18 protein-coding genes are annotated in these 24,045 nt (G+C 37.2%); all 18 read left to right on the top strand.

The window, feature by feature from the left end; translation table 11 throughout:
* Nucleotides 1-56 precede the first annotated feature (56 nt).
* A complete protein-coding gene (locus tag LC457_RS02285; RefSeq protein ID WP_223598439.1) occupies nt 57-452 on the top strand; it encodes a hypothetical protein in 396 nt (131 codons plus the stop codon).
* A 182-nt stretch (nt 453-634) separates the two neighbouring features.
* Complete coding sequence (locus LC457_RS02280; RefSeq protein WP_213277785.1) at nt 635-928, top strand: hypothetical protein; 294 nt, start codon at nt 635-637, stop codon at nt 926-928.
* A gap of 136 nt (nt 929-1,064) precedes the next feature.
* Complete coding sequence (locus LC457_RS02275; protein WP_223598438.1) at nt 1,065-2,564, top strand: GH3 auxin-responsive promoter family protein; 1,500 nt, start codon at nt 1,065-1,067, stop codon at nt 2,562-2,564.
* Between the two features lie 69 nt (nt 2,565-2,633).
* The gene (locus LC457_RS02270; RefSeq protein ID WP_223598437.1) at nt 2,634-2,996 is read left to right on the top strand and encodes a hypothetical protein; all 363 of its coding nucleotides are present in this window, start codon (nt 2,634-2,636) and stop codon (nt 2,994-2,996) included.
* 92 nt (nt 2,997-3,088) lie between these two features.
* Nucleotides 3,089-4,324, top strand: a complete 1,236-nt coding sequence (locus LC457_RS02265) for an MFS transporter (RefSeq protein WP_047380341.1) — start codon at nt 3,089-3,091, stop codon at nt 4,322-4,324.
* Between the two features lie 303 nt (nt 4,325-4,627).
* A complete protein-coding gene (locus tag LC457_RS02260; protein WP_223598436.1) occupies nt 4,628-5,233 on the top strand; it encodes a M48 family metallopeptidase in 606 nt (201 codons plus the stop codon).
* A gap of 169 nt (nt 5,234-5,402) precedes the next feature.
* Nucleotides 5,403-7,475: a T9SS type B sorting domain-containing protein gene (locus LC457_RS02255; RefSeq protein WP_223598435.1), complete on the top strand. Its 2,073-nt coding sequence runs from the start codon at nt 5,403-5,405 to the stop codon at nt 7,473-7,475.
* A 102-nt stretch (nt 7,476-7,577) separates the two neighbouring features.
* Nucleotides 7,578-9,725, top strand: coding sequence for a T9SS type B sorting domain-containing protein (locus LC457_RS02250; protein ID WP_223598434.1), 2,148 nt, complete (start codon nt 7,578-7,580; stop codon nt 9,723-9,725).
* Nucleotides 9,726-9,879: 154 nt separating this feature from the next.
* Nucleotides 9,880-11,466, top strand: a complete 1,587-nt coding sequence (dnaB, locus tag LC457_RS02245; RefSeq protein WP_223598433.1) for a replicative DNA helicase — start codon at nt 9,880-9,882, stop codon at nt 11,464-11,466.
* Between the two features lie 59 nt (nt 11,467-11,525).
* Nucleotides 11,526-12,002, top strand: coding sequence for a ribonuclease HI (rnhA, locus tag LC457_RS02240; RefSeq protein WP_223598432.1), 477 nt, complete (start codon nt 11,526-11,528; stop codon nt 12,000-12,002).
* A gap of 164 nt (nt 12,003-12,166) precedes the next feature.
* Entirely contained in the window at nt 12,167-14,425 is a 2,259-nt protein-coding gene (locus LC457_RS02235; RefSeq protein ID WP_223598431.1) for a T9SS type B sorting domain-containing protein, read from the top strand.
* Nucleotides 14,426-14,585: 160 nt separating this feature from the next.
* Nucleotides 14,586-16,844 carry a T9SS type B sorting domain-containing protein gene (locus tag LC457_RS02230; RefSeq protein ID WP_223598430.1) on the top strand — a complete coding sequence of 753 codons (2,259 nt, stop codon included), beginning with the start codon at nt 14,586-14,588 and terminating at the stop codon, nt 16,842-16,844.
* 121 nt (nt 16,845-16,965) lie between these two features.
* The gene (locus tag LC457_RS02225) at nt 16,966-17,592 is read left to right on the top strand and encodes an NAD(P)H-dependent oxidoreductase (RefSeq protein WP_223598429.1); all 627 of its coding nucleotides are present in this window, start codon (nt 16,966-16,968) and stop codon (nt 17,590-17,592) included.
* A gap of 32 nt (nt 17,593-17,624) precedes the next feature.
* On the top strand, nt 17,625-19,196 hold the full coding sequence (nadB, locus tag LC457_RS02220; protein ID WP_213277775.1) for an L-aspartate oxidase: 1,572 nt from the start codon (nt 17,625-17,627) through the stop codon (nt 19,194-19,196).
* 10 nt (nt 19,197-19,206) lie between these two features.
* A complete protein-coding gene (locus LC457_RS02215) occupies nt 19,207-19,839 on the top strand; it encodes a hypothetical protein (protein WP_223598428.1) in 633 nt (210 codons plus the stop codon).
* A 10-nt stretch (nt 19,840-19,849) separates the two neighbouring features.
* The gene (gene nadC, locus LC457_RS02210; protein WP_223598427.1) at nt 19,850-20,710 is read left to right on the top strand and encodes a carboxylating nicotinate-nucleotide diphosphorylase; all 861 of its coding nucleotides are present in this window, start codon (nt 19,850-19,852) and stop codon (nt 20,708-20,710) included.
* 208 nt (nt 20,711-20,918) lie between these two features.
* Nucleotides 20,919-23,513, top strand: coding sequence for a TonB-dependent receptor (locus tag LC457_RS02205; protein ID WP_223598426.1), 2,595 nt, complete (start codon nt 20,919-20,921; stop codon nt 23,511-23,513).
* Between the two features lie 86 nt (nt 23,514-23,599).
* A complete protein-coding gene (locus LC457_RS02200; RefSeq protein ID WP_089692819.1) occupies nt 23,600-24,031 on the top strand; it encodes a hypothetical protein in 432 nt (143 codons plus the stop codon).
* The last annotated feature ends 14 nt before the right edge of the window (nt 24,032-24,045 follow it).

Raw genomic sequence — 24,045 nt, 5'->3', positions numbered from 1 at the left:
TTTTCCCCCATGGCATAGTGTTTGGGAATTTAAGCCTAACCAAACATTTAAGTATTATGAAAAAAGCAATTAAAATCTTAGGAGTTATGATGCTGTTGGTATTTACAGCATTATCTTTTTCGTCGTGCAGTAAGGATGATGATCCGGTAAACAATGAATTCTTTGCAGGAACATACAAAGGCAGTGTTTCTTATAAAGATGGCGGCTCTACCAATATAAGCACAGATAACGGGAGTGTTTTTGTAACGAAAATCGCCAGTGGTACCAAGTATAATTTCGCTTTCTCAAACAGCATTCCGGATCTTAACGGAATTGAGTTTAACCAGGAAGGAGATCATACTCTTGTTATGATTGGTTCTACAGCAACCTCTTATATCAGAATTGACAACAATACGTTAAAAATACTCTACGCAAAGGATGGTAAAACGTGGACAGCCAACTGTACGCGCTAACCTCCTGTCTATTTATATATTATTGCAAGCCTGTTTTCATCTGAAGACAGGCTTTTCTATTGTAAATGAAGCGTTTTAATTTTTTTTTAAGCAGTAATAAACTTTAGTTAAGTTTAAAAATCCAACTTTTCCAGCCTGCTTTTTGCATATCTTTATTCAACAAAAAACAAACAGTAATTCTTATGAAAAAATTATTATCTGCAATGTCATTGATCCTTGGATTAGGACTTGCAACTGCTCAGCAGACTGCTCCCGCTACAAGCACTCAGGCTCATGCACCTGTAAAAACTACAGTGAAAGCCGCTAAACCTGCAGAAGTAAAAGCTGCAAAACCAGCAATGGATGCAAAAGCAGCGAAGCCTGCACAACCGGCTGCCAAAATGAAAAAAGACGGCACACCTGACAAGAGATATAAAGAAAACAAGCACCTGAAAAAAGATGGTACTCCTGATAAAAGGTACAAGGTGAATAAATAAGCATAACATTAACATATAGTTGTTATTTTCATAATCAAATTTCGAAAAGCCGGTGGAACTTGTTCCATCGGTTTTTTTATGTGAAGCTTCGTAAAAAATGATTCCATTATTCTCTACTTATTTATAAATTTGACCCATGTTAAACTTCTTCAAGAAAAATGCGGCTTTGATTTGGGCAAAAAAACACGTCCAAAAAGCGGAGGATTTCAAAAAAAATGCAGAGAAAAATCAGGAGGACTTATTACTTTCTCTAGTTAATACGGCTCAAAAAACACTTTTTGGCCGGGAACATGATTTTGAAAACATCCGTTCTGTGAAAGATTTTCAAGACAGAGTTCCGGTAGCAGATTATGAAGATCTTAAACCTTATATAGAGCGGGTAAAAAAAGGGCAGGCCAATATTTTATGGACAGAAACTCCTGAATACTTTGCCAAAACTTCAGGAACAACTTCCGGATCTAAATATATTCCGATTTCCAAAGAAGGAATGCCGCTTCAGGTTGCCGGTGCCCAAAGTGCCCTATTTCATTATATAAGTAAAAAGAATAATGCAGACTTTGTAAACGGAAAAATGATTTTTCTACAGGGAAGCCCTGAGCTGGAAGAGGTTTTCGGAATAAAAACAGGAAGATTATCCGGCATTGTAGCGCATCATATCCCTAATTATCTGCAGAAAAACCGTCTACCAAGCTGGGAAACCAATATTATGGAAGACTGGGAAGCCAAAGTAGATAAAATCATTGAAGAAACGGAGCGCGAAAACATGACCTTGATCTCAGGAATTCCGCCATGGCTGATCATGTATTTTGAGAAGTTAACAGAAAAACACGGCAAAAAGATTAAACAGCTTTTCCCGAATCTGCAGCTTATCGTTACCGGAGGTGTCAATTACGAACCCTACCGTGATAAAATGGAGGATCTTCTGGGAGGAAAAGTAGATATTATCCAGACATTTCCCGCTTCTGAAGGCTTTTTTGCTTTTCAGGATGATTATACAAAAGAAGGTCTTCTGCTCTTGACCAATCATGGGATTTTCTATGAGTTCATTCCTTTGGAAGAATATGGCAAGCCTGGCGCAAGAAGATTAACATTGAAAGAAATCGAACTTCAGAAAGATTACGCACTGATCCTTACCACCAATTCCGGACTGTGGGCTTATTCTATCGGAGATGTTGTAAGATTTATCAGCAAAGATCCTTACAGGGTTCTGGTAAGTGGCAGGACCAAACATTTTACTTCGGCATTCGGGGAACACGTGATTGCTTTTGAGGTGGAAGAAGCAATGAAAGCTACTCTTGAAAAATACCCTGCACAGATTACAGAATTTCATCTTGCCCCGCAGGTAAATCCGGGTGAAGGACTTCCATATCACGAATGGCTGATTGAATTTGAAAAGGAGCCAGAGGATTTAGAAGTATTCAGAGATGAGCTGGATCTGCAGCTGAGAGCAAGAAATACCTATTATGATGATCTTATTTCCGGAAATATTTTACAGAAGCTGCATATCTCCACACTTAAAAAGAATGCCTTTCATGAATATGCCAAATCCCAGGGAAAATTGGGAGGCCAAAACAAGACTCCGAGATTGGCTAATGACAGAAACATTGCAGATATCTTAGAAATTTACAAAAAATAATCATATTTTTTCAATTCCAAAAACATATATCCGAAAAAAATTATAAATTTGAAAAACTAAAAGAAAATAATGAAAGCATCTGTACTGTTGAAATCGTCTTTACTAACATCTTTATTTGTTATTACATCTTGTGCTACTACAAAATACAGCGAAGATATTTCAAAAAATAATTACTCCAATCTTGAAGCCGGAAAGATATACAAAGTAACGATGAGAGACGGCTCTCCGAAACAGACCATCTTATTCAGAAACATGGTGGGTGATAATCTTGTAGGTACAGCAGGTAAGAAAGACAGTACGGAAGTTGTTATCCCTAAATCCAATGTAGCAGCTGTAAAAGACAGAAGAAAGGCAAGAATTGCTGCCGGGGCTACTCTTATCGGGGCTGCAGGTGTTGCTGCCATCGTAATCAGTTCTTCAAGAGCTGACTAAAATAGATTTTATCTTTTGAGGTATATTTAATATATCTTTCAAAAATTGTCATATGGATAGTCCTAAATAAATTTTTAGGGCTATTTTTGTTCATGATTTCCTTTACCCCGTTACAAACATTACAAAATGTTGAGTTCAGAAATCTTCTCACCGGGAGATTTTTTATTGTTTTAGCTTTCAGAATGCTGGCCACTTTATTAGGATGGTGGGTGTATCAATTAACAAAAGATCCTTTTTCAATAGGTCTTATCGGGCTATCAGAGGTAATTCCTGCTGTAAGCTGTGCGTTGTATGCCGGACATGTTATTGATATGAATGAGAAAAAGAGACTGCTTCTCATCTGTAATTATGCTTATATTTTCCTGATCGGGCTGTTGCTGATCCCTGCCTTTTTTGATGTAGAAATGCATTTCACAGGGCATCAGATTACCTATTACATTTATGGTGTTATCTTTTTTACCGGAATAGCAAGAGCATTCATTGGCCCTATTGTTCCTTCCATGATTCCTAAAATTGTAAAGAAAGAAAACCTTCCCAACGCAGTTACTTTGAATCAGGCCACTTTCCTGATATCTTCTGTGTGTGGACATGCTGTAGGTGGTATTCTTATTGGGTTTATAGGTGTAAAATGGACATTGGTTGCTATTTTAGCATTAATATTTGTGGCTTCATTATTTTTCTGGCAGCTTCACAAACAGCATTCAGAGTACAAAAAGGAAACTGTAAATGTAGTGGAAAGCATGCGTGAAGGAATTTCTTATATTTTTAAAACCAAAGAAATTTTGGGAGCATTGTGCCTTGATATGTTTGCTGTACTTTTTGGGGGTGCAGTGGCTATGATCCCGGTATTTGCTACTGATATTCTAAATTCGGGGGCTGAAGGTTTCGGATTACTGAACGCGGCATCTGATATTGGCTCCATGTGTATCATTACTATTCTATCTATTGTTCCTCTTCGAAAAAATCAGGGAAAAATACTTCTTGCAGTTGTTACCGGATTCGGGCTATGCATCATTGGATTTGGTTTATCGAAATTGTATTGGCTGTCTTTCATGTTCCTTGTGATGAGCGGAATGCTTGATGGAATTTCTGTGGTCATCCGAGGTACCATTGTACAGTTAAAGACGCCTGATCATATAAGAGGACGTGTTCTCAGTGTAAATTCAATTTTCATTATGTCCAGCAATGAAATGGGACAATTTGAAAGTGGTGTTATGGCTAAATTACTAGGAGTTGTGCGTTCTGTTGTATTTGGTGGCTGTATGACTGTTTTAGTTGCCCTGCTTGTAGGAAGCACCAATCCTAAATTGAGAAAGATGCAATATTAATTTATTGTTTATCAGTCTATTTAAAAATCTGATACAAAAAAATAAGAATTCGAAATACTTAAAATCAGAATAGAACGTTTTCTATTCTGATTTTACTTTTATAGGTGTTTTTTCAAAATTATTCAAAGGATTACATCCCAAATATTCAGTAAAATCATTAATACCTTTACGACCTCTATATAATTTAACTTAAACAATAAAATACAATATTATAAATCAATATATTACTTTCATTAAATATATCTCAAAATCTTTAATTTAACGTTAATAATTTTTTATATTTGCTTGATAAAATATCCCCCTATGTATAAACTTTTACTAATTTTGAGTTTTTTCGTCACAGGTTCGCTGATGAATGCCCAATTTTTTTCAGATCAATCCTTACAGCAGTCTGTTTTGCAACTGAATAGTGCAAAAACAGAAACCGATTATGATACTCTTTTTTCTAAGTTTTCAGAGGCTAAAACTTCAGAAAAATGGCAGGCTAATTATTATGCCGCTGCAGCTTTGTATCTTAAAACAAATTTCCTTTTAAAGAACAGCCCGAACAGCCCTCTTGGAGAACCCAATGAATCTGCAAGAAAACTGGCTATGCAGGCCCTTGCTTCTGAAAAGAATAACGGAGAAATCAATATTCTTCTTGGTCTTATCCACTTTCAGAAAATCAGGATAAAAACAGCTGCAGATCCTCAGAAGGAACTAAAAACAGCTACGAGCTTCATGACGAAAGCGGAGACCACTTTAAAGAACAATCCAAGACTTTCTTTCTTAAAGGCTGAAATGGCTGAAAAGCAAGGCAACAAAACGGAAGCCATCAAGCTTTATCAAAAAGCAGTCAAAGAATTCGAAACATCAAACGTCTCATCCAGTTCACCTAACTGGGGAAAACAGCTGATCGGAACAAATTAACAATAAGAGAATGCATGATCTCCTGAGTAAATCAGGCGGTCAGTTTTTATTTTGATACAAAATACTTTAATACTATATCATGTTCACAGAAACATTTTTGTCTCGGATAAAGCACTGCATTTTTTTAGTAATTAAACAATTTTACTATTTGTTTTTAAAATCAACTCTTATGAAAAAAGCATTACTTGTTTTCTCAATTATATTTTCACATTTCTTATTTGCCCAATCAGACTGTACTACTGCAATGGCAGTCTGCGGTAACTCGGATATTTCATATACTCCGGGCGGACACGGAGACATTGCCGAAGACCTCGGCGGATGTTTAAGTTCCGATGAAAAATACTCTGTATGGTACTCGTTTACGGTAGCTACAGCCGGAACCCTAACTTTTGAAATCATTCCTAATGATCAGACCGATGATTATGACTTCGGTGTATATGGTCCAAACAAATCATGTGGTAACCTTGGAACTCCAATCCGCTGCTCTTATTCCGGAACAGCTGGAAACACAGGCCTTAACATGACGGCTACAGACCTTAGTGAGGATGCTTCAGGAGATAAATGGGTGAAATACCTTGATGTATTACCTGGCCAGACGTACTATTTAATTGTAAATAACCACAGAGAGACCGCTAACGGATTCAAATTGTCATGGGGTGGAACAGCTACTTTATCTTCGCCATTCACGGATCCGAATATACAGCCTCACCCGTTCATTCCACCGGGAATTCCAGGAGCAACACCTGCAGACCCAAGAGAAGTAGTGGTGTGTGCAAATCCTGCAAGTTTTGATTTCTCTTCATTAACGGCAGGAATTCTTAATGGAAACCCGAACTTCAGCATTAGTTATCATACAAGCCAGAATGATGCATTAACAGGCAACAACCCTCTTGTTGGCCCTCAAACGGTTACTCCTGTAGGTGTTTATTTCTACAGTATCAACTACACAGATCCTACTAATCCCAACAGTCCAATTAATAAATGTAGACAGACTGGTAAATTTAAATTTAAAGATGGTACGATCAAGGCAACAAGTGTTACTTTAACAAGCTGTAATAACAACAATGCTGGTACAGCAACTTATGATCTTACAACAGCAGATGTTTTTGCAGATCCTACGGCTACAAAAAAATACTATTATACTTTATATGATCTGAATAACTCAATCAATGAGATTACCAACATCTATCAGTTTGTTTCAGCAGAAGGTAAAATCTACGTAAAAGTAACTTCAGTATTCGGATGTTCTGATATTGCAGAGATTACCCTTAAGTTTTACCCTGCGATTATTGCAAAAGATGCTGAATTAAGATCATGTTTTATTGAAGCAAATCCTTCTACAGCATTATTTAACCTTGATAATGCTGCTGTGATCACACCTCAAGCTGGTATTACGAAGAAATACTTCCCTTCATTAACGGATGCAGTGGATGGAACCAACGAGATTTTAAATGCAAATTATATTGCACCTAATGGTTTAGTATATGTAAGAGTATCTGATACCAGAGGATGTTTTGTAGTTGTAAAAATTGGTTTAACAGTGCTTGCACCTGTAAAATCTAATGTTCTGAAAGACAAAATCATCTGTATTGAAGACACCACAACTTTAGATGCCGGACCTGGATTCAAAAGCTATGAGTGGAGCACAGGAGCTACAACCCAGTCTATCAAAGATGTAGGAGTTGGAATCTACTGGGTAAAATTAAAAACAGGAGAATGTATTACTACTCAAACGGTAACAGTATACCCTTCTGATCAGCCGGTTGTAGCAAGCATTGATGTTTCTAACACTACACTAACCATCAATGTTATAGGAGGAACACCGGATTACCAGTATTCTATGGATAAAATCATATGGCAGCCTTCCAATACATTCTCGAATGTAGCAAGAGGAACATACAAAGTATATGTAAAAGACGCTTATGACTGCGACCCTATTGAAGTTACGGTAGTAGTTCCTAACCTGATCAACATGATTACTCCAAACGGAGATGGTGTGAATGATGTTGTAGATTATTCTGCAATTGCTGACAAACAAAACTTAGTTTTGAGTATCTTTGACAGATACGGAACAAAAATCCACCAGGGAGACAAATCCAATGGATACAAATGGGACGGAACCATTGCAGGGAAGAAAATTCCAACAGGTACATACTGGTATTCTGTAACATGGAATGAGAATGACAAGAAGAATACTCCGTTCAAGTTTTCAGGTTGGATCGTTGTAAAAAACAGAGAATAACCCTTATATAATATGAAAAAGCCGCTTTGGCGGCTTTTTCTTTTAACTAAACCATGAAAAATTAATTGATCCCAATTTTGTTTAACAAAAATCGTTTTAACAATGAAAAAAATACTACTTCTTTTTATTTTATTGATAACACAGATAGTCTACTCACAATCAGATTGTATCACAGCCATTCCTATCTGTGGTAACTCTGACATTTCTTACACTCCTTCAGGACCTGGAAATATTATAGAAATCCTTAATGCAAACGGAGGATGTCTTAGCACCAATGAAAGATATACTGTTTGGTATACTTTCACTGTATCTACACCAGGTACCCTTGCATTTAAAATAAAACCTAACGATCAGGGCGATGATTATGATTTTGCAGTCTATGGACCTACAGCAAACGGTTGTGCTTCTTTACAGAATGCAGATCACGTCTTCATACAGCCTATAAGATGTAACTATAGCGGTACTCCGGGAGACACAGGTCTGGATCTTACTCTTGCTCCACCTGCAGTATTCCCTACCAATCCTCCTGGCACTACAGCCAGTATGAACAATGGTAAATGGAGCCCTTATATGGATGTATTGGTAGGACAAACCTATTATTTGGTTATTGATAACTTCAGTAGATCAGTTAATGGTTTTTCTATGGAATGGTCAGGTACTGCGAGTTTAAGTTCTGCATTTAACGATCCTGTTCTTTCTCCGAACCCATTCATTCCACCGGGAATTCCTGGAGCAACTCCTAATGACCCAATGCAGGTAATGGTTTGTTCATTGCCTTCACAATTTGATTTTACAACCCTGTCAGCAGGGATCATTAATGGTAACAGTTCTAACTTCAAGGTTACTTATCATAAAACAACCAATGATGCCCTTACAGGAGAAAACCCTCTTACAATAGCAACTGTAGATGGAACAACAACATATTATTACAGAATTGTATATAAAGATCCTAATAACCCAACGAACCCTATCAACGGATGTTTCATAACCGGGAAATTTAAATTTGTTAATGTAGGCATCTCAGCCAATACCGCTACTTTATATTCTTGTAATAACAATGGAGCCGGTACAGCTAAATATGATTTGACAACGGCCAATATCTTCGGGGGAAGCGGAGCAACTATTAAGTATTACACTACGGTTGATGATATGAATGCAGAAGTTAACGAGATTACTGATCCTGTTAACTATATTTCTCCGGAAGCAACTATATACGCAAAAGTAATTTCTACTTTCGGATGTAAAGCAACTACTACTATCAGACTATTGTTCTACCCGACAGTAGTATTAAAAGATGCTGTACTTCAAAACTGTTATATTGATAACGATGTTACCCGTTCAACTTTCGATCTTTCTAAAGCTGATATCGGAGTACCTGTACCAACACCTACAGGAACTATCATTAAGTATTATACATCGATAGCTGATGCCAAAGCTCAGACCAACCCAATTTTGGCAGCGTTTAACTATCTTTCAGAAAGCACAACGGTATACGTAAGAGTAAACAATGATAAACAATGTTATGCAATTGCTAAGATTGAACTGAAAGTATTACCTCCTGTAAAATCAGCAGTATTAAAAGATAAAACGATTTGTGCTGAAAGCAAAACCACATTGGATGCCGGACCTGGATTCGACAGCTATGAATGGAGCACAGGAGAAACTACACAATCTATCAATAACGTAGGAGTAGGAGTTTATTTTGTAAAACTTCAGACAGGAAAATGTTTCACTCTTCAGGAGGTACGTGTACATGCAAGCCTGCAGCCAGTGATTTCAGGAATAGAGATCTCAAACAACAACATTACTGTTACCGCTACAGGTGGAGTTCCTCCATATAAATTCTCTGTAGATGGTATCAACTGGCAGGATTCCAATACATTCACAGGACTTCCAAGAGGTGAGAATACAGTATATGTAAAAGATACTTATAATTGTACACCTACTCAGGTGACAGTTACTGTTCCGAACCTTATTAACGCGATCACTCCAAACGGAGATAACGTAAATGATGTTATCGACTACTCTGCTCTCGCGTACAAGAAAAACCTTATCTTCATTGTGTATGACAGATATGGAAACAAACTTCATGAAGCCAACAAAATGAGAAACTTCACTTGGGACGGAACTGCTTTCGGTAAGAAAATCCTAACAGGAACTTACTGGTACACGATCTCATGGAACGAAAACAATAAAGACAATACAGAAACCAAATATTCAGGATGGGTATTGGTAAAAAATAAAGAATAAGTTATAATCACTCTTTAAAAAAAATCACCTCAGACTGAGGTGATTTTTTTTATCAACAAGATCAATCTCCTGTTTACAGTATTTTCCGAAAGACTGCCAATAAATTGTTGAATACTATTTTTTTATTATTTTTTAAATAAACTATCTTTGCACCATGGCGCAGAAAGAAACATTATCATCCCTGACACACGGAAACTTTGCAAAAGAATTGTCTATTGCGGATGGAAAAATGCCTCCCAATGCAGTGGATTTTGAAAGACTTGTTATCGGAACTTTTTTGATTGACAAAAAAGGTCTTGACCATTCCATTGATCTTCTTACCTCAGAAGTATTCTATGATCCGAGACATCAGGTCATCTTTTCTATCATCTTAAAGCTTTATGAAGGCAACCATCCGGTAGACTTAATGACCATTATTCAGGAATTAAAAAAAGAAGACAAGCTAAGCCAGGCCGGTGGTGATCACTACATCATTGATCTGACGATGGGAGTAAGTTCATCTGCCCATATTGAATATCACGTACGTGTAATTCTTGAAAAATATATTTTAAGAAGCCTTATCAATGTTTCTGCGAATGTTATCGACTCTTCTTATAAGGAATCAACAGATGTTTTTGAGCTTCTGGATAAAGCAGAACAATCTTTCTTCGAAATCACCAACGGAACGATTAAGAAGGGATTTGATACCGCCAACTCATTGGTAAAGCAGGCTATTGATACGATTAAATCTTTAAAAGATAAGGAAGGTCTTTCAGGAGTTCCTTCAGGATTCAGAGATGTGGATAAGGAAACCGGTGGATGGCAGAACTCTGACCTTATCATTATTGCAGCCCGTCCGGCGATGGGAAAAACAGCATTTCTTCTTTCAATGGCAAGAAATATTGCAGTAGGACACAAAGTTCCTATGGCCCTTTTCTCTCTCGAGATGGCATCAGTACAGCTTATCACCAGGATGATTGCTTCTGAAACAAGAATTTCTTCTGAAAAATTAAGAAAAGGAACTTTGGATGACGAAGAATGGCAGAGACTATTCTCCAATGTATCCGAATTGGAAAACGCTCCTTTATATATTGATGAAACTCCTTCCCTTTCAATATTCGATTTCCGTGCAAAATGCCGAAGACTTGTCATGCAGCATGGAGTAAGAATTATCATGGTTGACTACCTTCAGCTGATGACAGCAGGAAGCAGCAATGGAAAAGGAGTTGGAAACCGTGAACAGGAAATCTCCATGATTTCACGTTCATTAAAGGCTATTGCAAAAGAACTTAACGTTCCGGTGATTGCTCTTTCCCAGCTTTCGAGAAGTGTGGAAGCCCGTCCGGGAAAAAGACCTCAGCTTTCTGACTTGAGGGAATCCGGAGCGATTGAGCAGGATGCGGATATTGTATCTTTCATCTTCAGACCAGAATATTATAAAATTACCGTTTGGGATAATGATGAAGAAGGACAGGAAACTTCTACTGAAAACCAGGCCGAGCTGATTATTGCAAAGCACAGGAATGGTGCCACGGCAGATGTCCGACTGTCTTTCCTAAAACATTTTGCTAAATTTGGTGATATTGAAGCAGCAATGGACGGAGCCGGAGGAGGATACCCTTCCAACTTTGGAGAACCGAGTGGCTTTGACAAAATCAAAACTACCATTCAGCCAGGAGCAGCATTTGATCTTCCGGACAACTCAAAACTTTCCGGCTCATCAATGAATGACTTTGATGATGATGACGATTTTCCGTTTTAAATAAGCTTAAACCAAATTCAGTTTTCACAACCCATAATTCAATTTTTTAAAAAGCAGATTTGAGAATCGAAATTTATACCGACGGAGCTTGCAGCGGAAATCCGGGAAAAGGCGGATATGGAATTCTCATGCGCGTTCCTGAAAAAAATTATCAGAAAACATTTTCCAAAGGGTTTAGAAAAACCACCAACAACAGAATGGAACTTCTGGCAGTCATCACCGCATTGGAAAAACTGAAATCTACAGAAAATGACATCCATGTATATACTGACAGCAAGTACGTATCTGATGCGATAAACCAAAACTGGATTGCAGGATGGATCAAGCGGGGCTGGAAGAATGTAAAGAACCCCGATCTCTGGAAAAAATTTGTTGAGTTATACAACAAACACACCCCTAAAATGCATTGGGTAAAGGGCCATGCAGGGCACTTTGAGAACGAACTTTGCGACAAATTAGCGGTTGCGGCAGCCAATTCTTCCGATCTCGAAATTGATACTTATTTTGAGGGTTTGGATAGCAATTCCTTATTTTAATTTAATTCATATAAAAACGTAATCAATACTACAATATTCACCATTACATCATAATAAGTATTATTTTTTTAAAATATTATTAAAATTTTAGCAAAATTAACACTAAATACATATTATTTAATCGGGATTTAATATCTTTACACATTAATCAAAGTCCCATTTAAATGAATAAAAATCTATTATTGTATTTATCTGTTTTTTTACTCTGTATAGCCGGAAAGTCCTTTGCACAGACTTATCAGCTTATCGGAAACCCGGTGACTACTACTGGATGGACGATGGTTTCCCCTACTCAGGTAAACACAGATTTTATTCAGCTTACTCCGGATACCAATAATCAATCCGGTTCTATCAGACTGAATGACCCTATCAATTTAAAATATTGTGATAAATGGAGAGTGGAGTTTGATTTCAGAATGGATTCCAACCAAACCTCCAACGGAGACGGAATTGCCTTCTGGTATCTGGCCAATCCTCCTGTCGCCAGTGTATTGGGATCCGGGCTCGGAGTATCTCAAAATGCAGTAGGTCTTGTTGTAGGATTTGACACTTATAACAATACTACAACTGCTACAATGAGCAAGGTTCACGTTGCTTACGGGCAAGTTCAAAATACGAGTGATACCAATAACGTTGAATTTTTCAATGTTGCAGGAAGTTCTTTCCACTCACCAGATTTAAACACTACACAACCCTTTCAGGGCACCACCTTTAAACATGTTGAAGTAACTGCGCAGGTAAATCCCGCGGCTCCTACCAGCTGGATCTTAAAAATCACAATAGACGGTAATGTAATTTGCAACCAGTCTTTTGCTCCTTCCGGGACAGCTGCTGCAATGACGGTAGGATATTTTGGATTCTCAGCTTCTACAGGAGGTGCAAGATCAAGACACTCTATTAAAAATGTAAAAATCTATACTGATAAAGTTCCTATTTTACAAAACTCAGCGACTCAGTCTTTCTGTCCCAATCCTACTACCGGATACGGGTCTGTAAACCTGACATCTTTCAACTCGCAATTTGTTAACAATCCTTCAAACTATACATTTACTTATTATCCACTGGGAAGCTCTACTCCAATTGCTAATCCTGCCAATTATCAATTCAATGCAAACACAACGGTTACTGTTGTTATTAAAGATAATGCCGGACTGCTCTGTGACAATCCGGATGGTAAAATATTACTGGTTCTTGCACCATTTAAAGCTGAGGATAAAACAATTACCGTATGTAATAACAACAAAGCAGGAACAGCCACTTTCAACCTGAATTCAGCAAATGTTACAGGTGTTCCCGGTGCTGTTAAAAAATATTATAAAACGTTAGCAGACCTTAATGCAGACACGAATGAAATTCAAAATCCCGGCAGTTACTTCTCTGCTCCCGGAGAAGTATATGTAAAAGTAACAACTCCTCAGGGATGTACAGGTACAGCAAAAATCACGCTGGCATTTTACCCCGACACTCCTGTGCAGGAAGCTACACTTAGATCATGTTTTATTGAAAACAATATTACCAGTGCTATTTTTAATCTGACCACTGCGAATGTTACTACATTAACTACCGGTGCAACAAAAAAATATTACACCTCCATTGCGAATGCTTTAGACGGAACCAATGAGATCATGAATCCTCTTCAGTACTTATCAACGAGTACTGCCGTATACGCGAAAGTAACAGATGCCAACGGATGTTTCAATATTGCTAAAATCAATCTTATTGTATTACCACCTGTAACCTCTTCGGTTTTAAAAGATAAAACCATTTGTATTGGTGAAAAAACAGATCTGGATGCAGGTCCTGGATTTGATGGCTATGAATGGAGCACAGGAGAAACTACCTCATCTGTTAAAGATCTGGGAGTAGGTGTTTATTGGGTAAAACTTAAAACAGGGAACTGTATTACGACACAGATTGTAAAAATAAATGCATCTGCAAATCCTGTGATCTCCAGCATTGATATTGACAACAACACAATCACGGTAAATGTAGCGGGAGGAAAACCTCAGTATCAATTCTCTCTTGATGGAGTCAACTGGCAAACCAGCAATATTTTCACCGGACTCGCAAGAGGAGAAGTAAGAGTGTATGTAAAAGACTTCTATAACTGTACTCCTGTTGAAGTTCAGATTACCGTACCTAATCTGATTAACGCCATCACTCCAAACGGCGATAATGTAAACGACTTCATTGACTACTCAGCGCTTTCTTACAAGAAAAACCTGGTATTCATCGTCTATGACAGATATGGTAATAAATTGTATGAGGCTGGAAAAATGAGAAACTTCACATGGGACGGAACAGCTTCCGGTAAAAAAGTTCTTACAGGAACTTACTGGTACACGATCTCATGGAATGAGAACAATAAAGACAATACAGAAACCAAATATTCAGGCTGGGTATTGGTTAAAAACAGAGAATAAATTTAGTATCCGAAACTACCTCATATGGGGTAGTTTTGGTATTAAAATAAGGGTTTTCTGCTCCTGAATTTGAAATTAAACATTGCTTTTATAATCAAATTAAACATGTAACAAATCAATTTTATATCAAAAAAACAAATAACATCATAATCCATCCACTATGAAAAAAAATATACTCATTTTTTTACTGACTATCTTATTATGCTTGCCGGGAAGGGTATTTTCACAAACATACCAGCTTACCGGAAACCCTGTAAATACAACGGGCTGGGATCTTGTCTCTGATGCTATAGTAAGCGGGGACTTTGTGAGGCTTACCACCGATCAGACCAGCAGATACGGGGCTGTAAAATTATCCACTCCTATTACCCTGAGCTATTGTGATAAATGGAAAGTGGAATTCGATTTCAGAATTGACGGAAACGGAACTACTCAGTTTGGAAAAGGAGATGGTTTTACCTTCTGGTATCTTGCCAATCCACCTACAGGATTCGTTTCAGGAGGAGGACTTGGTATCCCCGCGAATGCTTCCGGGTTAATGGTTGGTTTTGACATCTTCAACAATACTACTGAGGGACAGATGAGTAAAGTTCACATTCTTTATGGTACCAATAATACAGCTGGAAATAATATCGAATTCAATACCACTCCGGGAAGTACATTCCATTCTCAGGACCTTATTGCCACTCAGCCTTTTGTAGGAGATACCTACAGACACGTTGAAGTAAACGGAGAAACAGATCTTACCAATCCTACAAACTGGATTATTAAAGTAAGAATCAATGGTGTACTTATCGTAGATCAGTCTTTTGCTCCTTCCGGAGGTGCAGTAGGAATGTCACAGGGGTATTTCGGTTTCTCAGCAGCAACCGGAGGTGCCAGTGCAAGACACTCTATTAAAGATGTTAAAGTATTCGTAGATAAAGTTCCTATTTTAAGTAATACGGTAACTCCTTTCGTATGTACAAATCCAGCTACCGGAAATGGTGTAGTGGATCTTACTTCTTTCAACTCTCAATTTGTAAATAATCCTGCAAACTATGTTTTCACTTATTATGTTTTGGGAAGTTCTACGCCTATTGCCAATCCTTCAAGTTTCCAATATTCAGGAAACACTACCATTAAGGTTGTTGTAAAAGACCCTACTTCTACTCTTTGTGATAATGGTGATGGAGTCATTCAGCTTAATCCTACTCCATTTGCGGCAACAGATGCCAGCCTTACAGGTTGTAATAACAACAATGCGGGAACGGCAACATTTGATCTTAACACTGCCACTGTAACCACTGTTGCCGGAGCTACCAAGGAATTCTACCCTACCTTATACGATATGAATAATGGTACAAATCAGATAACAAACCCTTCTGCTTATGCTTCTGCAGCAGCTACAATATACGTAAGGGTAACTACTCCTCAGGGTTGTGTAAGTACAGCTAAAATTACACTCAACATCTATCCCGTTGTGGTTGTCAATGATGTTGAAATAAAATCATGCTTTATAGAAACCAATCCATCTATGGCATCCTTTAATCTTACTGGAGCTATCGTTTCCCAAGGTGCACTTACAAAAGAATACTACCCATCATTAGCTGACGCCATCAGCGGAACTAATGCAATCTCAACTCCTGCGGCATACATCGCCCCTAATGGAGTTGTTTACATTAAAGTATTCAGCGCAAACGGATGTTATTCAATTGCTAAAGTTACTTTAACCGTCATTCCTCCGGTATTCTCAAGAACATTACTTGATCAGACGATCTGTATAGAAAATACAACAACATTAGATGCTGGAGCTGGTTTCAAAAGCTATGAATGGAGCACAGGAGCTACCACTCAATCGATCAAAAATGTAGGAGTAGGCACCTACTGGGTAAAACTTAAAACCGGAGATTGTGTTGCCACACAAAAAGTAACAGTATATCCTTCCGATAATCCGGTTGTTACCACTGTTGACATTTCAGGAAGCACAGTGACAGTATATGCCAATGGCGGAACTCCTCCTTACCAGTATTCTATGGATAATATCAACTGGCAGGATTCCAATATCTTTACCAATATTGCCAGAGGCGAAGCTAAAATATATGTAAGAGACGGATATAATTGCGTTCCTGTGGAAGTTAATATTACGGTACCTAATCTGATCAACGTGATCACTCCTAATGATGATGGTATTAATGATTTTGTTGATTATTCTGCACTTGCCAATAAACAGAATCTGGAAATAGGAATCTTCGACAGATATGGTTACAAAATGTTCCAGGCAGATAAAACCAATGGCTACAAATGGGCAGGTACCACTAATGGAAGCAAAAAAGTTCCTACAGGAAATTACTGGTATTCTGTTTCATGGAATGAAAATAATAAAAACAGTACTCCGATAAAATTCTCAGGTTGGATTGTTGTAAAAAACAGAGAATAATTACACTTTCCATCTTATCAAAAAGAATCACCCCGCTGGCGGGGTGATTTTTTGCATTAACAGGGCGGAGATATTTCATTTTAAAGACTCTTTATTCATATTCAATTCTTAAATTTGTCCTATGAATTATTTGGAAGCTTTAAGCAGAAGATATTCTGTAAAAAAATTCAATCATCAGATTATTCCTCAGGAAACTCTTCACAATATTCTTGAGTCAGGAAAGCTGTCTGCCAGTTCTCTGGGACTTCAGCCCTATAAAATGGTTATTGTTGAGAGCGAGGAAATGAAGCAGAAATTAATCCCGGCTTTCTATAATCCTTCTCAGATATCTACCTGTTCTCATCTTATTGTTATTATTTCAAAGAAAATCATTGAAGAGAACTATATCCGGGGGTATTTTAATCATATATCTGAAGTAAGAGATACTCCTGTTGAAAAACTGGATCCATTCAGAAACAGTATTAATCAGCATATCACCCAGAAAACACAGGATGAAATTTTCAACTGGGCAGAAAAACAATCTTATATAGTATTGGCCAATCTGATGTATGCCGCTGCTATTGAAAGTATAGACTCATGTCCTATGGAAGGCTTCCGTCAGGATCTTATAGAAGAAATTCTGAACATCAATCCCGAAACAGAAAAAGTAACTGTTACCCTCGCTTTAGGCTACCGTTCTGAAGAAGACCATTTTCAGCACATGAAAAAAGTAAGGAAACCAAACGAAAAATTGTTTAAATTTATTTAATCGTTTTAAACGATTGTACCTAAAGCAAGCATATGATAAAAGCGGATGTATTAGTAATCGGTTCCGGCATTTCCGGACTTTCCTATGCCATTAAAGTTTCTGAACAGCTCCCTGATGCCAAAATCATTATTGTAACAAAATCTGACGAAGACGAAAGCAATACCAAATATGCACAAGGCGGTCTGGCTGTTGTTACAGATTTCCAGAATGACAATTTCCAAAAACATATTGACGATACGATGCGTGCCGGTGACGGAGAAAACAAACGCGATGTCGTAGAAATGGTAGTAAGAGAAGCTCCTGCAAGATTCAACGAAATTGTAGAATGGGGCGCTCAGTTTGACATGAAGAATGGCAAATTCGCTTTAGGAAGAGAAGGAGGCCATACTGAAAACAGAATCGTACATCACAAAGATATTACAGGGTTTGAAATCGAACGGGCTTTGCTGGAAACAGCCAATAACAGTCCGAATATTGAAATTCTTGACCATCATTATGTCATTGATATCATCACACAGCACCATGTTCCCGGAAAAGAACTCAACGAAGGTGATATCCATTGTTATGGCGCTTACATCCTGGATGAAAAGTCCAAAACCATCAAAAAAATCACATCCAAAATAACATTGGCTGCAACAGGAGGCGCAGGACATGTTTATAAAAACACAACCAATCCTACCATTGCTACAGGAGACGGAATTGCTTTTGTAGCCCGTGCAAAAGGAAAGGTTTCCAATATGCAGTATTATCAGTTCCACCCCACAGCTTTGTACAGCAAAATGGATGGAATGTTGTTTTTAATTTCAGAAGCAGTTCGTGGAGACGGAGCAAAATTAAGAACCAAAAGAGGCGAAAAATTCATGCATAAATATGATGAGCGTGAAGAATTAGCATCCAGAGATATTGTGGCAAGAGCCATCGACGCCGAAATGAAAATCACAGGAGACGAATTTGTCGGTTTAGACTGCAAGGAAATGAACCATGAAAAATTCTTGGAACATTTCCCCAATATTTATAAAAAATGCAGAGACGAAGGAATTGATCCCTTCACTCAGTTAATCCCTGTTGTACCAGCCTGTCACTATCTAATGGGAGGTATTGAAGTTGACAGAGACGGACAGTCCTCCATCAGAAATCTTTTTGCTGTGGGTGAATGTACCAACTCAGGACTTCACGGAGCCAATAGACTTGCATCCAATTCTCTACTTGAAGGCCTGGTTTTCGGGCACAATGCTGCTATGAAAACAGTAGAACTTCTGAATGAAAACAATTTCAACTTTGACGACCTGAAAGCCGTTCCGGAATGGAATGAAGAAGGAATGAAGATAATGGACGAAATGGTAATTGTCAGTTACCTGAGAAAACAACTTCAGGAAATGATGAGCGACCTGGTAGGTATTGTAAGAAGCAACAGACGTCTGAATATGGCTTTACAAAAGCATCAGGAAATTGCTGCTGCCGTAGATGAGATCTATCACTACTCTATTCTTTCCCCACAATTATCGGAATTAAGAAACCTTACAACAGTTGCCCACCTCATCATTACCCAATCCATGGAAATGACAGAGAATAAAGGAGCATTTTATAATAAAGATTTGGTTTAATTTTAAACAAATGAAAATCCTGAATTTAAATATTCTTACAACAGTCAATATCTTATTCTATTCAAGAATGATACTTTCATTGACTTGTGGTTTAGTATTATTAAATTTTTGGGAGCAAGATAAAAAAATTGATGCTTTTTCAAATATAGCCATCCTTGCAGGAATAATGCTTTTGGGAATTTTTTTCGCATTATATGGTGTCACATTATTAAAAAAGATTATTGTTCCCAGATCCAAATACCCTTTAGCTTTAAATCTTTTATGCAACATGCAAGGGTTGGGAAAACCAGATTATTATGGAAGTTTAAAATTTGATTTAAATAATATAATTAAAGATAATAAGTTACGCTTAACGCTATACTATATCAATAATTCTCAATATCCGATTTTAACATTCAATAGAGAAAAAATCACTTACTACACTCAGGAATATAATTGGGATAATTTTAAATGGAACTATAAAATCATACCACAAGGACGAAACGGAAAACAGGTATTGGAGTTTCAAGCCATTAATCAAAACAACGTAAAAATAAAAGACAATATAGATTTTGAAAAAATAGACGCAAAGCAAAATGAAGTTCTTTTGCTCTTCATTATTCACGATTTATTATTCGGAAAAAGATCCTCCTTTTATTACTAAAATCAAAATTATGAAAAGACCAGCATACGTAACAGATAAAGCATTAAAGACATTTATAAAAAACGCACTTGAGGAAGATATTCAGGACGGAGACCACTCCACCCTGTCTACCATACCCCAAGATCTTATACAAAGTGCAAAGCTTTTAGTAAAACAGGACTGCATTCTTGCAGGAGTTGAGCTGGCGGAAATCATTTTCAAGACTTTTGACAAAAATCTGAAAGTAGAAGTTTTCATTAAAGATGGAACTCCTTGCAAATTCGGAGATGTAGCTCTTATTGTAACAGGAAGTGCCAGATCTATTCTTTCTACAGAGAGATTCGTTCTTAACTGCATGCAGAGAATGAGCGGTATTGCTACCCTTACCCACGACTGGGATTCAAGGTTGGTAGGTACAAAAACTAAACTTTTAGATACAAGAAAAACAACTCCTAACTTCAGAATGTGTGAAAAATGGGCAGTTGCAATAGGTGGCGGTACTAATCATAGATATGGCCTTTATGACATGATTATGCTGAAAGATAATCACATTGATTACAACGGAAGCATTACCAATGCAGTGACAATGGCCAAAGACTACGTTAAAAAGAACAAAAAAAAGTTAAAAATAGAGGTTGAAACAAGAAACCTTGAGGAAGTTCAGGAAGCCATCAATGCAAAGGTTGACAGAATTATGCTTGATAACATGGATGTAAAGACCATGAAGGAAGCTGTAAAAATGATCAACGGTTCATGTGAGTCTGAAGCTTCAGGTGGAATTACCCGCGATATGCTTAAAGAAATTGCTTCCACAGGGGTTACATTCATCTCTGTAGGAGCCCTTACACACTCTGCTGAGAATATAGATTTGAGTCTCAAAGCAGTGAAATAGCGTTGAATTTTTAACAAAAACACCCCCACTTTGTTAAAAATTCAATAACATGACTTTTTTCATAAAAAAATTCAATTTTTAGCCATAACACTGATTTTTAACACATTAACATTATTAAGACTGATTAAAAATTAACATTGAGTTAATAATAGTTAAATTTTATTTTGCGAATTTTGCAGAAAATTAAATCTAATTATTACTAACGATTATGAAATTAATCAACAAATCGATACTAACTGCGGTTATTACATTATCTACAGCTAGTGTTTATTACGCTCAACAAGTTCAGGACACAGTGCAAACTAAGTCCAAAGATATTGACGAGGTAATCTTAAGAGGTGTTACGGATATCGCTAAAGATAGAAAGACACCTGTTGCTGCTTCTACCATTAAAGCAGCACAACTTGCAGAAAGATTAGGTAACCAGGAATTACCTGAGATTTTGAACACTACTCCATCTGTTTATGCTACAAAATCCGGAGGTGGTTTTGGTGATGGAGGTCTTACAATCAGAGGTTTCGAATCTAGAAACATTGCTGTAATGGTAAACGGTATGCCAGTTAACGATATGGAAGGTGGTGCTGTTTATTTCTCAAACTGGACTGGTTTATCTGATGTAACAAGTACATTACAAGTTCAGAGAGGTTTGGGTTCTTCTAAATTGGCTATTGCTTCTGTAGGAGGAACAGTAAACTTCCTTACCCGTTCTGCTGATATGAAAAAAGGAGGGGTAATCAGATTAGGAGTTGGTAACAACGATTATTTAAAAACTTCATTTTCTTATAATACAGGAAAATCTAAAGATGGTGTATCTGCATCATTCTTAATGAGCAGACAAGCCGGAGGAACTTATATTGAAAATACAGATTACGAATCTTATGCATATTTCTTTGCATTAGGTTATGAAATCAATAAAAAACATAACTTACAGTTTACAATAACATCTGCCCCTCAGTGGCACGATCAAAGAACTTTTGCTCCAACAATCCAAAACTATATCAACTATAACCCGGATCATGACGGATCTCCTTACAGAAGATATAATTCAGATTATGGATATTACACGGATGCTAACGGAAACAAAGTTGCTCTGGCAAACAGATCAAACTACTATGCTAAGCCGGTAATGATGTTAAACTGGGACTGGACAATGAGCGAAAAATCTAAGTTAAGTACAGTTTTATACATGTCTAACGGTAGAGGTGGTGGAACAGGTGACTTAGGTAGAGTAGGAGGAAAAGGAATGACTGATTTCTATGATGCAGCAGGTCACTTCAACTATGATGCTATTTTCGCAGCTAACGCAGCCGTTAACTTAAATACTGCAGGTGCTGGAAGCACTTTAGTTCGTAGATCAAATATCAACTCTCACAACTGGTATGGTATCTTGGCTAACTTCCAACACAAAATTAATGACAACTGGAACTTCTCAATAGGTACAGATGACAGATATTACTATGGTTACCACTATCAGGTTCTTACAGATCTTTATGGAGCTAAAGGATATAAAGATGCAGCTAATAAAAACTTACCTGCTCCAAGAATCGTAAACACACTTTATGATTACAAAAAACTTACTTGGAATCCTTTCGGAGGAAAATTAGCCCCTGCTGAAGATCAGGTAGGATACAGCAATGATGGAGAAGTACTTTGGTACAGTGGATTTGCACAGGTAGAATATACTAAAGACAATCTATCTGCATTCTTACAAGGTTCCGTATCTAACCAAGGTTATCAGAGAATTGATAACTACGTAGTAGACGGAAGTACATTAAAAGGACAAACAGTAAACACGAAAACAGGATTTAAAAACATTTTCGGATATAATATTAAAGGGGGTGCTAACTATAACATTAACGAGCAACATAACGTTTTTGCTAACTTAGGTTATTATAGCAAACAACCATTCCTTAACACAGTGTATCCAAGTAACCAACAACTTGTTAACCCTTATTTAACTAACGAGAAGATTTCTTCTGCTGAAATTGGTTATGGATTCAGATCTGCAAAATTCACTGCAAATGTTAACGTATACAGAACACAGTGGAAAGACAGATGGTTGAGAAAAACAGGTCAGACTTTCACTTTAGCAGACGGTACAACAACTACAGGTTATTCTGAAATCAATGGTATTACTGAAGTTCACCAGGGAGTTGAATTTGATGGAGTTTACAAACCAAACCGTTTCTTAGAAATTCAGGGTATGTTCTCTTGGGGAGATTACTATTATAAAGGAAATGCTAGCGTAGCTTCTTTCGATGATAACAACAACCCTGTTACTTTAGCTGGTTCATCAGGAAACGAACTATACTTAGATAAAGTAAAAGTAGGAGGTTCAAGTAACAACAGTATCCCTCAGATGACTGCATCATTAGGACTTACTGTAAAACCGGTAAAAGACCTTAACATCTTTGGAACATGGAGATATGTAGGTAAACTTTATTCTACAATTGACGCTGGAACATTTACCAATATTGCAGCTCAAGACAGAGGAGTATTGAAACTACCAGATTTCAACTTATTTGATGTAGGTTTCTCTTATAAGATCAGATTACAAAACGAAGCTCAATACTTTACTATCGGAGCTAACGTTTATAACCTGTTTGATAAAATTTATATCTCTGACTCAGCTACAAGTGTTTTTGCTAACGATGTTCCAACTAAACTTGCTGATGGATCAAACAACACTGCTAAGCAGACTTACGAGCAACTTGGTATGATGTACAATGGAATAGCAACAGGTAACCGTGCGTATTTCGGTTTCGGAACTACTTGGGCAGCAACATTATCATTCAACTTCTAATAATATCACAATATTAGATTTTATAAATATCAATCCCGGCTTTGAGCCGGGATTTTTGTTATCTTTGTGTACAAAAAAATAGGATTATGGATTTTTACAACATTTTACTTAATGCCCACAAAGGTTTCGGGTATCTTGAAATTCTTTTGGTAACATTATTTATCATTGCACTTTTGGCTACCATGTTCGGTTTCAGTGGAAAAGTGAACAAATTTTTGAAGAAAACAACTCTTTTCACGATGATTTTCTTCCATGTTCAGTTTTTATTGGGAATCATTATGTTGATCACAACTTTTAGCAAAGGTTTAAACATGGGAGAAGTAATGAAAAATGCAGCATTGAGATTTCAATATGTTGAACACCCATTCTCTATGCTTATTGCAGCAGTTTTGATGACTATTGTCAACAAAAAAGTAAAATCCAATGATACTATTTCTTTAGGAGTAGTGATCATGGGACTGATTGCAGTAGGTTTATTTGCATTCGCGTTCCCTTGGACAAGAGTCTTTGGGGCTTAAAAAAGACAAAGAAA

The sequence above is a fragment of the Chryseobacterium sp. GVT01B genome (assembly GCF_019970045.1).
Taxonomy (GTDB): Bacteria; Bacteroidota; Bacteroidia; order Flavobacteriales; family Weeksellaceae; genus Chryseobacterium.
Note: the sequence above shows the minus strand (reverse complement) of the source record. Positions and strands in the feature narration are given on the sequence as shown.

Bases quoted from the DNA above. Each gene is read 5' to 3' on its own strand.
- LC457_RS02285 (WP_223598439.1), top strand. From the start codon at position 57: ATGAAAAAAGCAATTAAAATCTTAGGAGTTATGATGCTGTTGGTATTT.
- LC457_RS02280 (WP_213277785.1), top strand. From the start codon at position 635: ATGAAAAAATTATTATCTGCAATGTCATTGATCCTTGGATTAGGACTT.
- LC457_RS02275 (WP_223598438.1), top strand. From the start codon at position 1,065: ATGTTAAACTTCTTCAAGAAAAATGCGGCTTTGATTTGGGCAAAAAAA.
- LC457_RS02270 (WP_223598437.1), top strand. From the start codon at position 2,634: ATGAAAGCATCTGTACTGTTGAAATCGTCTTTACTAACATCTTTATTT.
- LC457_RS02265 (WP_047380341.1), top strand. From the start codon at position 3,089: ATGATTTCCTTTACCCCGTTACAAACATTACAAAATGTTGAGTTCAGA.
- LC457_RS02260 (WP_223598436.1), top strand. From the start codon at position 4,628: ATGTATAAACTTTTACTAATTTTGAGTTTTTTCGTCACAGGTTCGCTG.
- LC457_RS02255 (WP_223598435.1), top strand. From the start codon at position 5,403: ATGAAAAAAGCATTACTTGTTTTCTCAATTATATTTTCACATTTCTTA.
- LC457_RS02250 (WP_223598434.1), top strand. From the start codon at position 7,578: ATGAAAAAAATACTACTTCTTTTTATTTTATTGATAACACAGATAGTC.
- dnaB (WP_223598433.1), top strand. From the start codon at position 9,880: ATGGCGCAGAAAGAAACATTATCATCCCTGACACACGGAAACTTTGCA.
- LC457_RS02235 (WP_223598431.1), top strand. From the start codon at position 12,167: ATGAATAAAAATCTATTATTGTATTTATCTGTTTTTTTACTCTGTATA.
- LC457_RS02230 (WP_223598430.1), top strand. From the start codon at position 14,586: ATGAAAAAAAATATACTCATTTTTTTACTGACTATCTTATTATGCTTG.
- LC457_RS02225 (WP_223598429.1), top strand. From the start codon at position 16,966: ATGAATTATTTGGAAGCTTTAAGCAGAAGATATTCTGTAAAAAAATTC.
- nadB (WP_213277775.1), top strand. From the start codon at position 17,625: ATGATAAAAGCGGATGTATTAGTAATCGGTTCCGGCATTTCCGGACTT.
- LC457_RS02215 (WP_223598428.1), top strand. From the start codon at position 19,207: ATGAAAATCCTGAATTTAAATATTCTTACAACAGTCAATATCTTATTC.
- nadC (WP_223598427.1), top strand. From the start codon at position 19,850: ATGAAAAGACCAGCATACGTAACAGATAAAGCATTAAAGACATTTATA.
- LC457_RS02205 (WP_223598426.1), top strand. From the start codon at position 20,919: ATGAAATTAATCAACAAATCGATACTAACTGCGGTTATTACATTATCT.
- LC457_RS02200 (WP_089692819.1), top strand. From the start codon at position 23,600: ATGGATTTTTACAACATTTTACTTAATGCCCACAAAGGTTTCGGGTAT.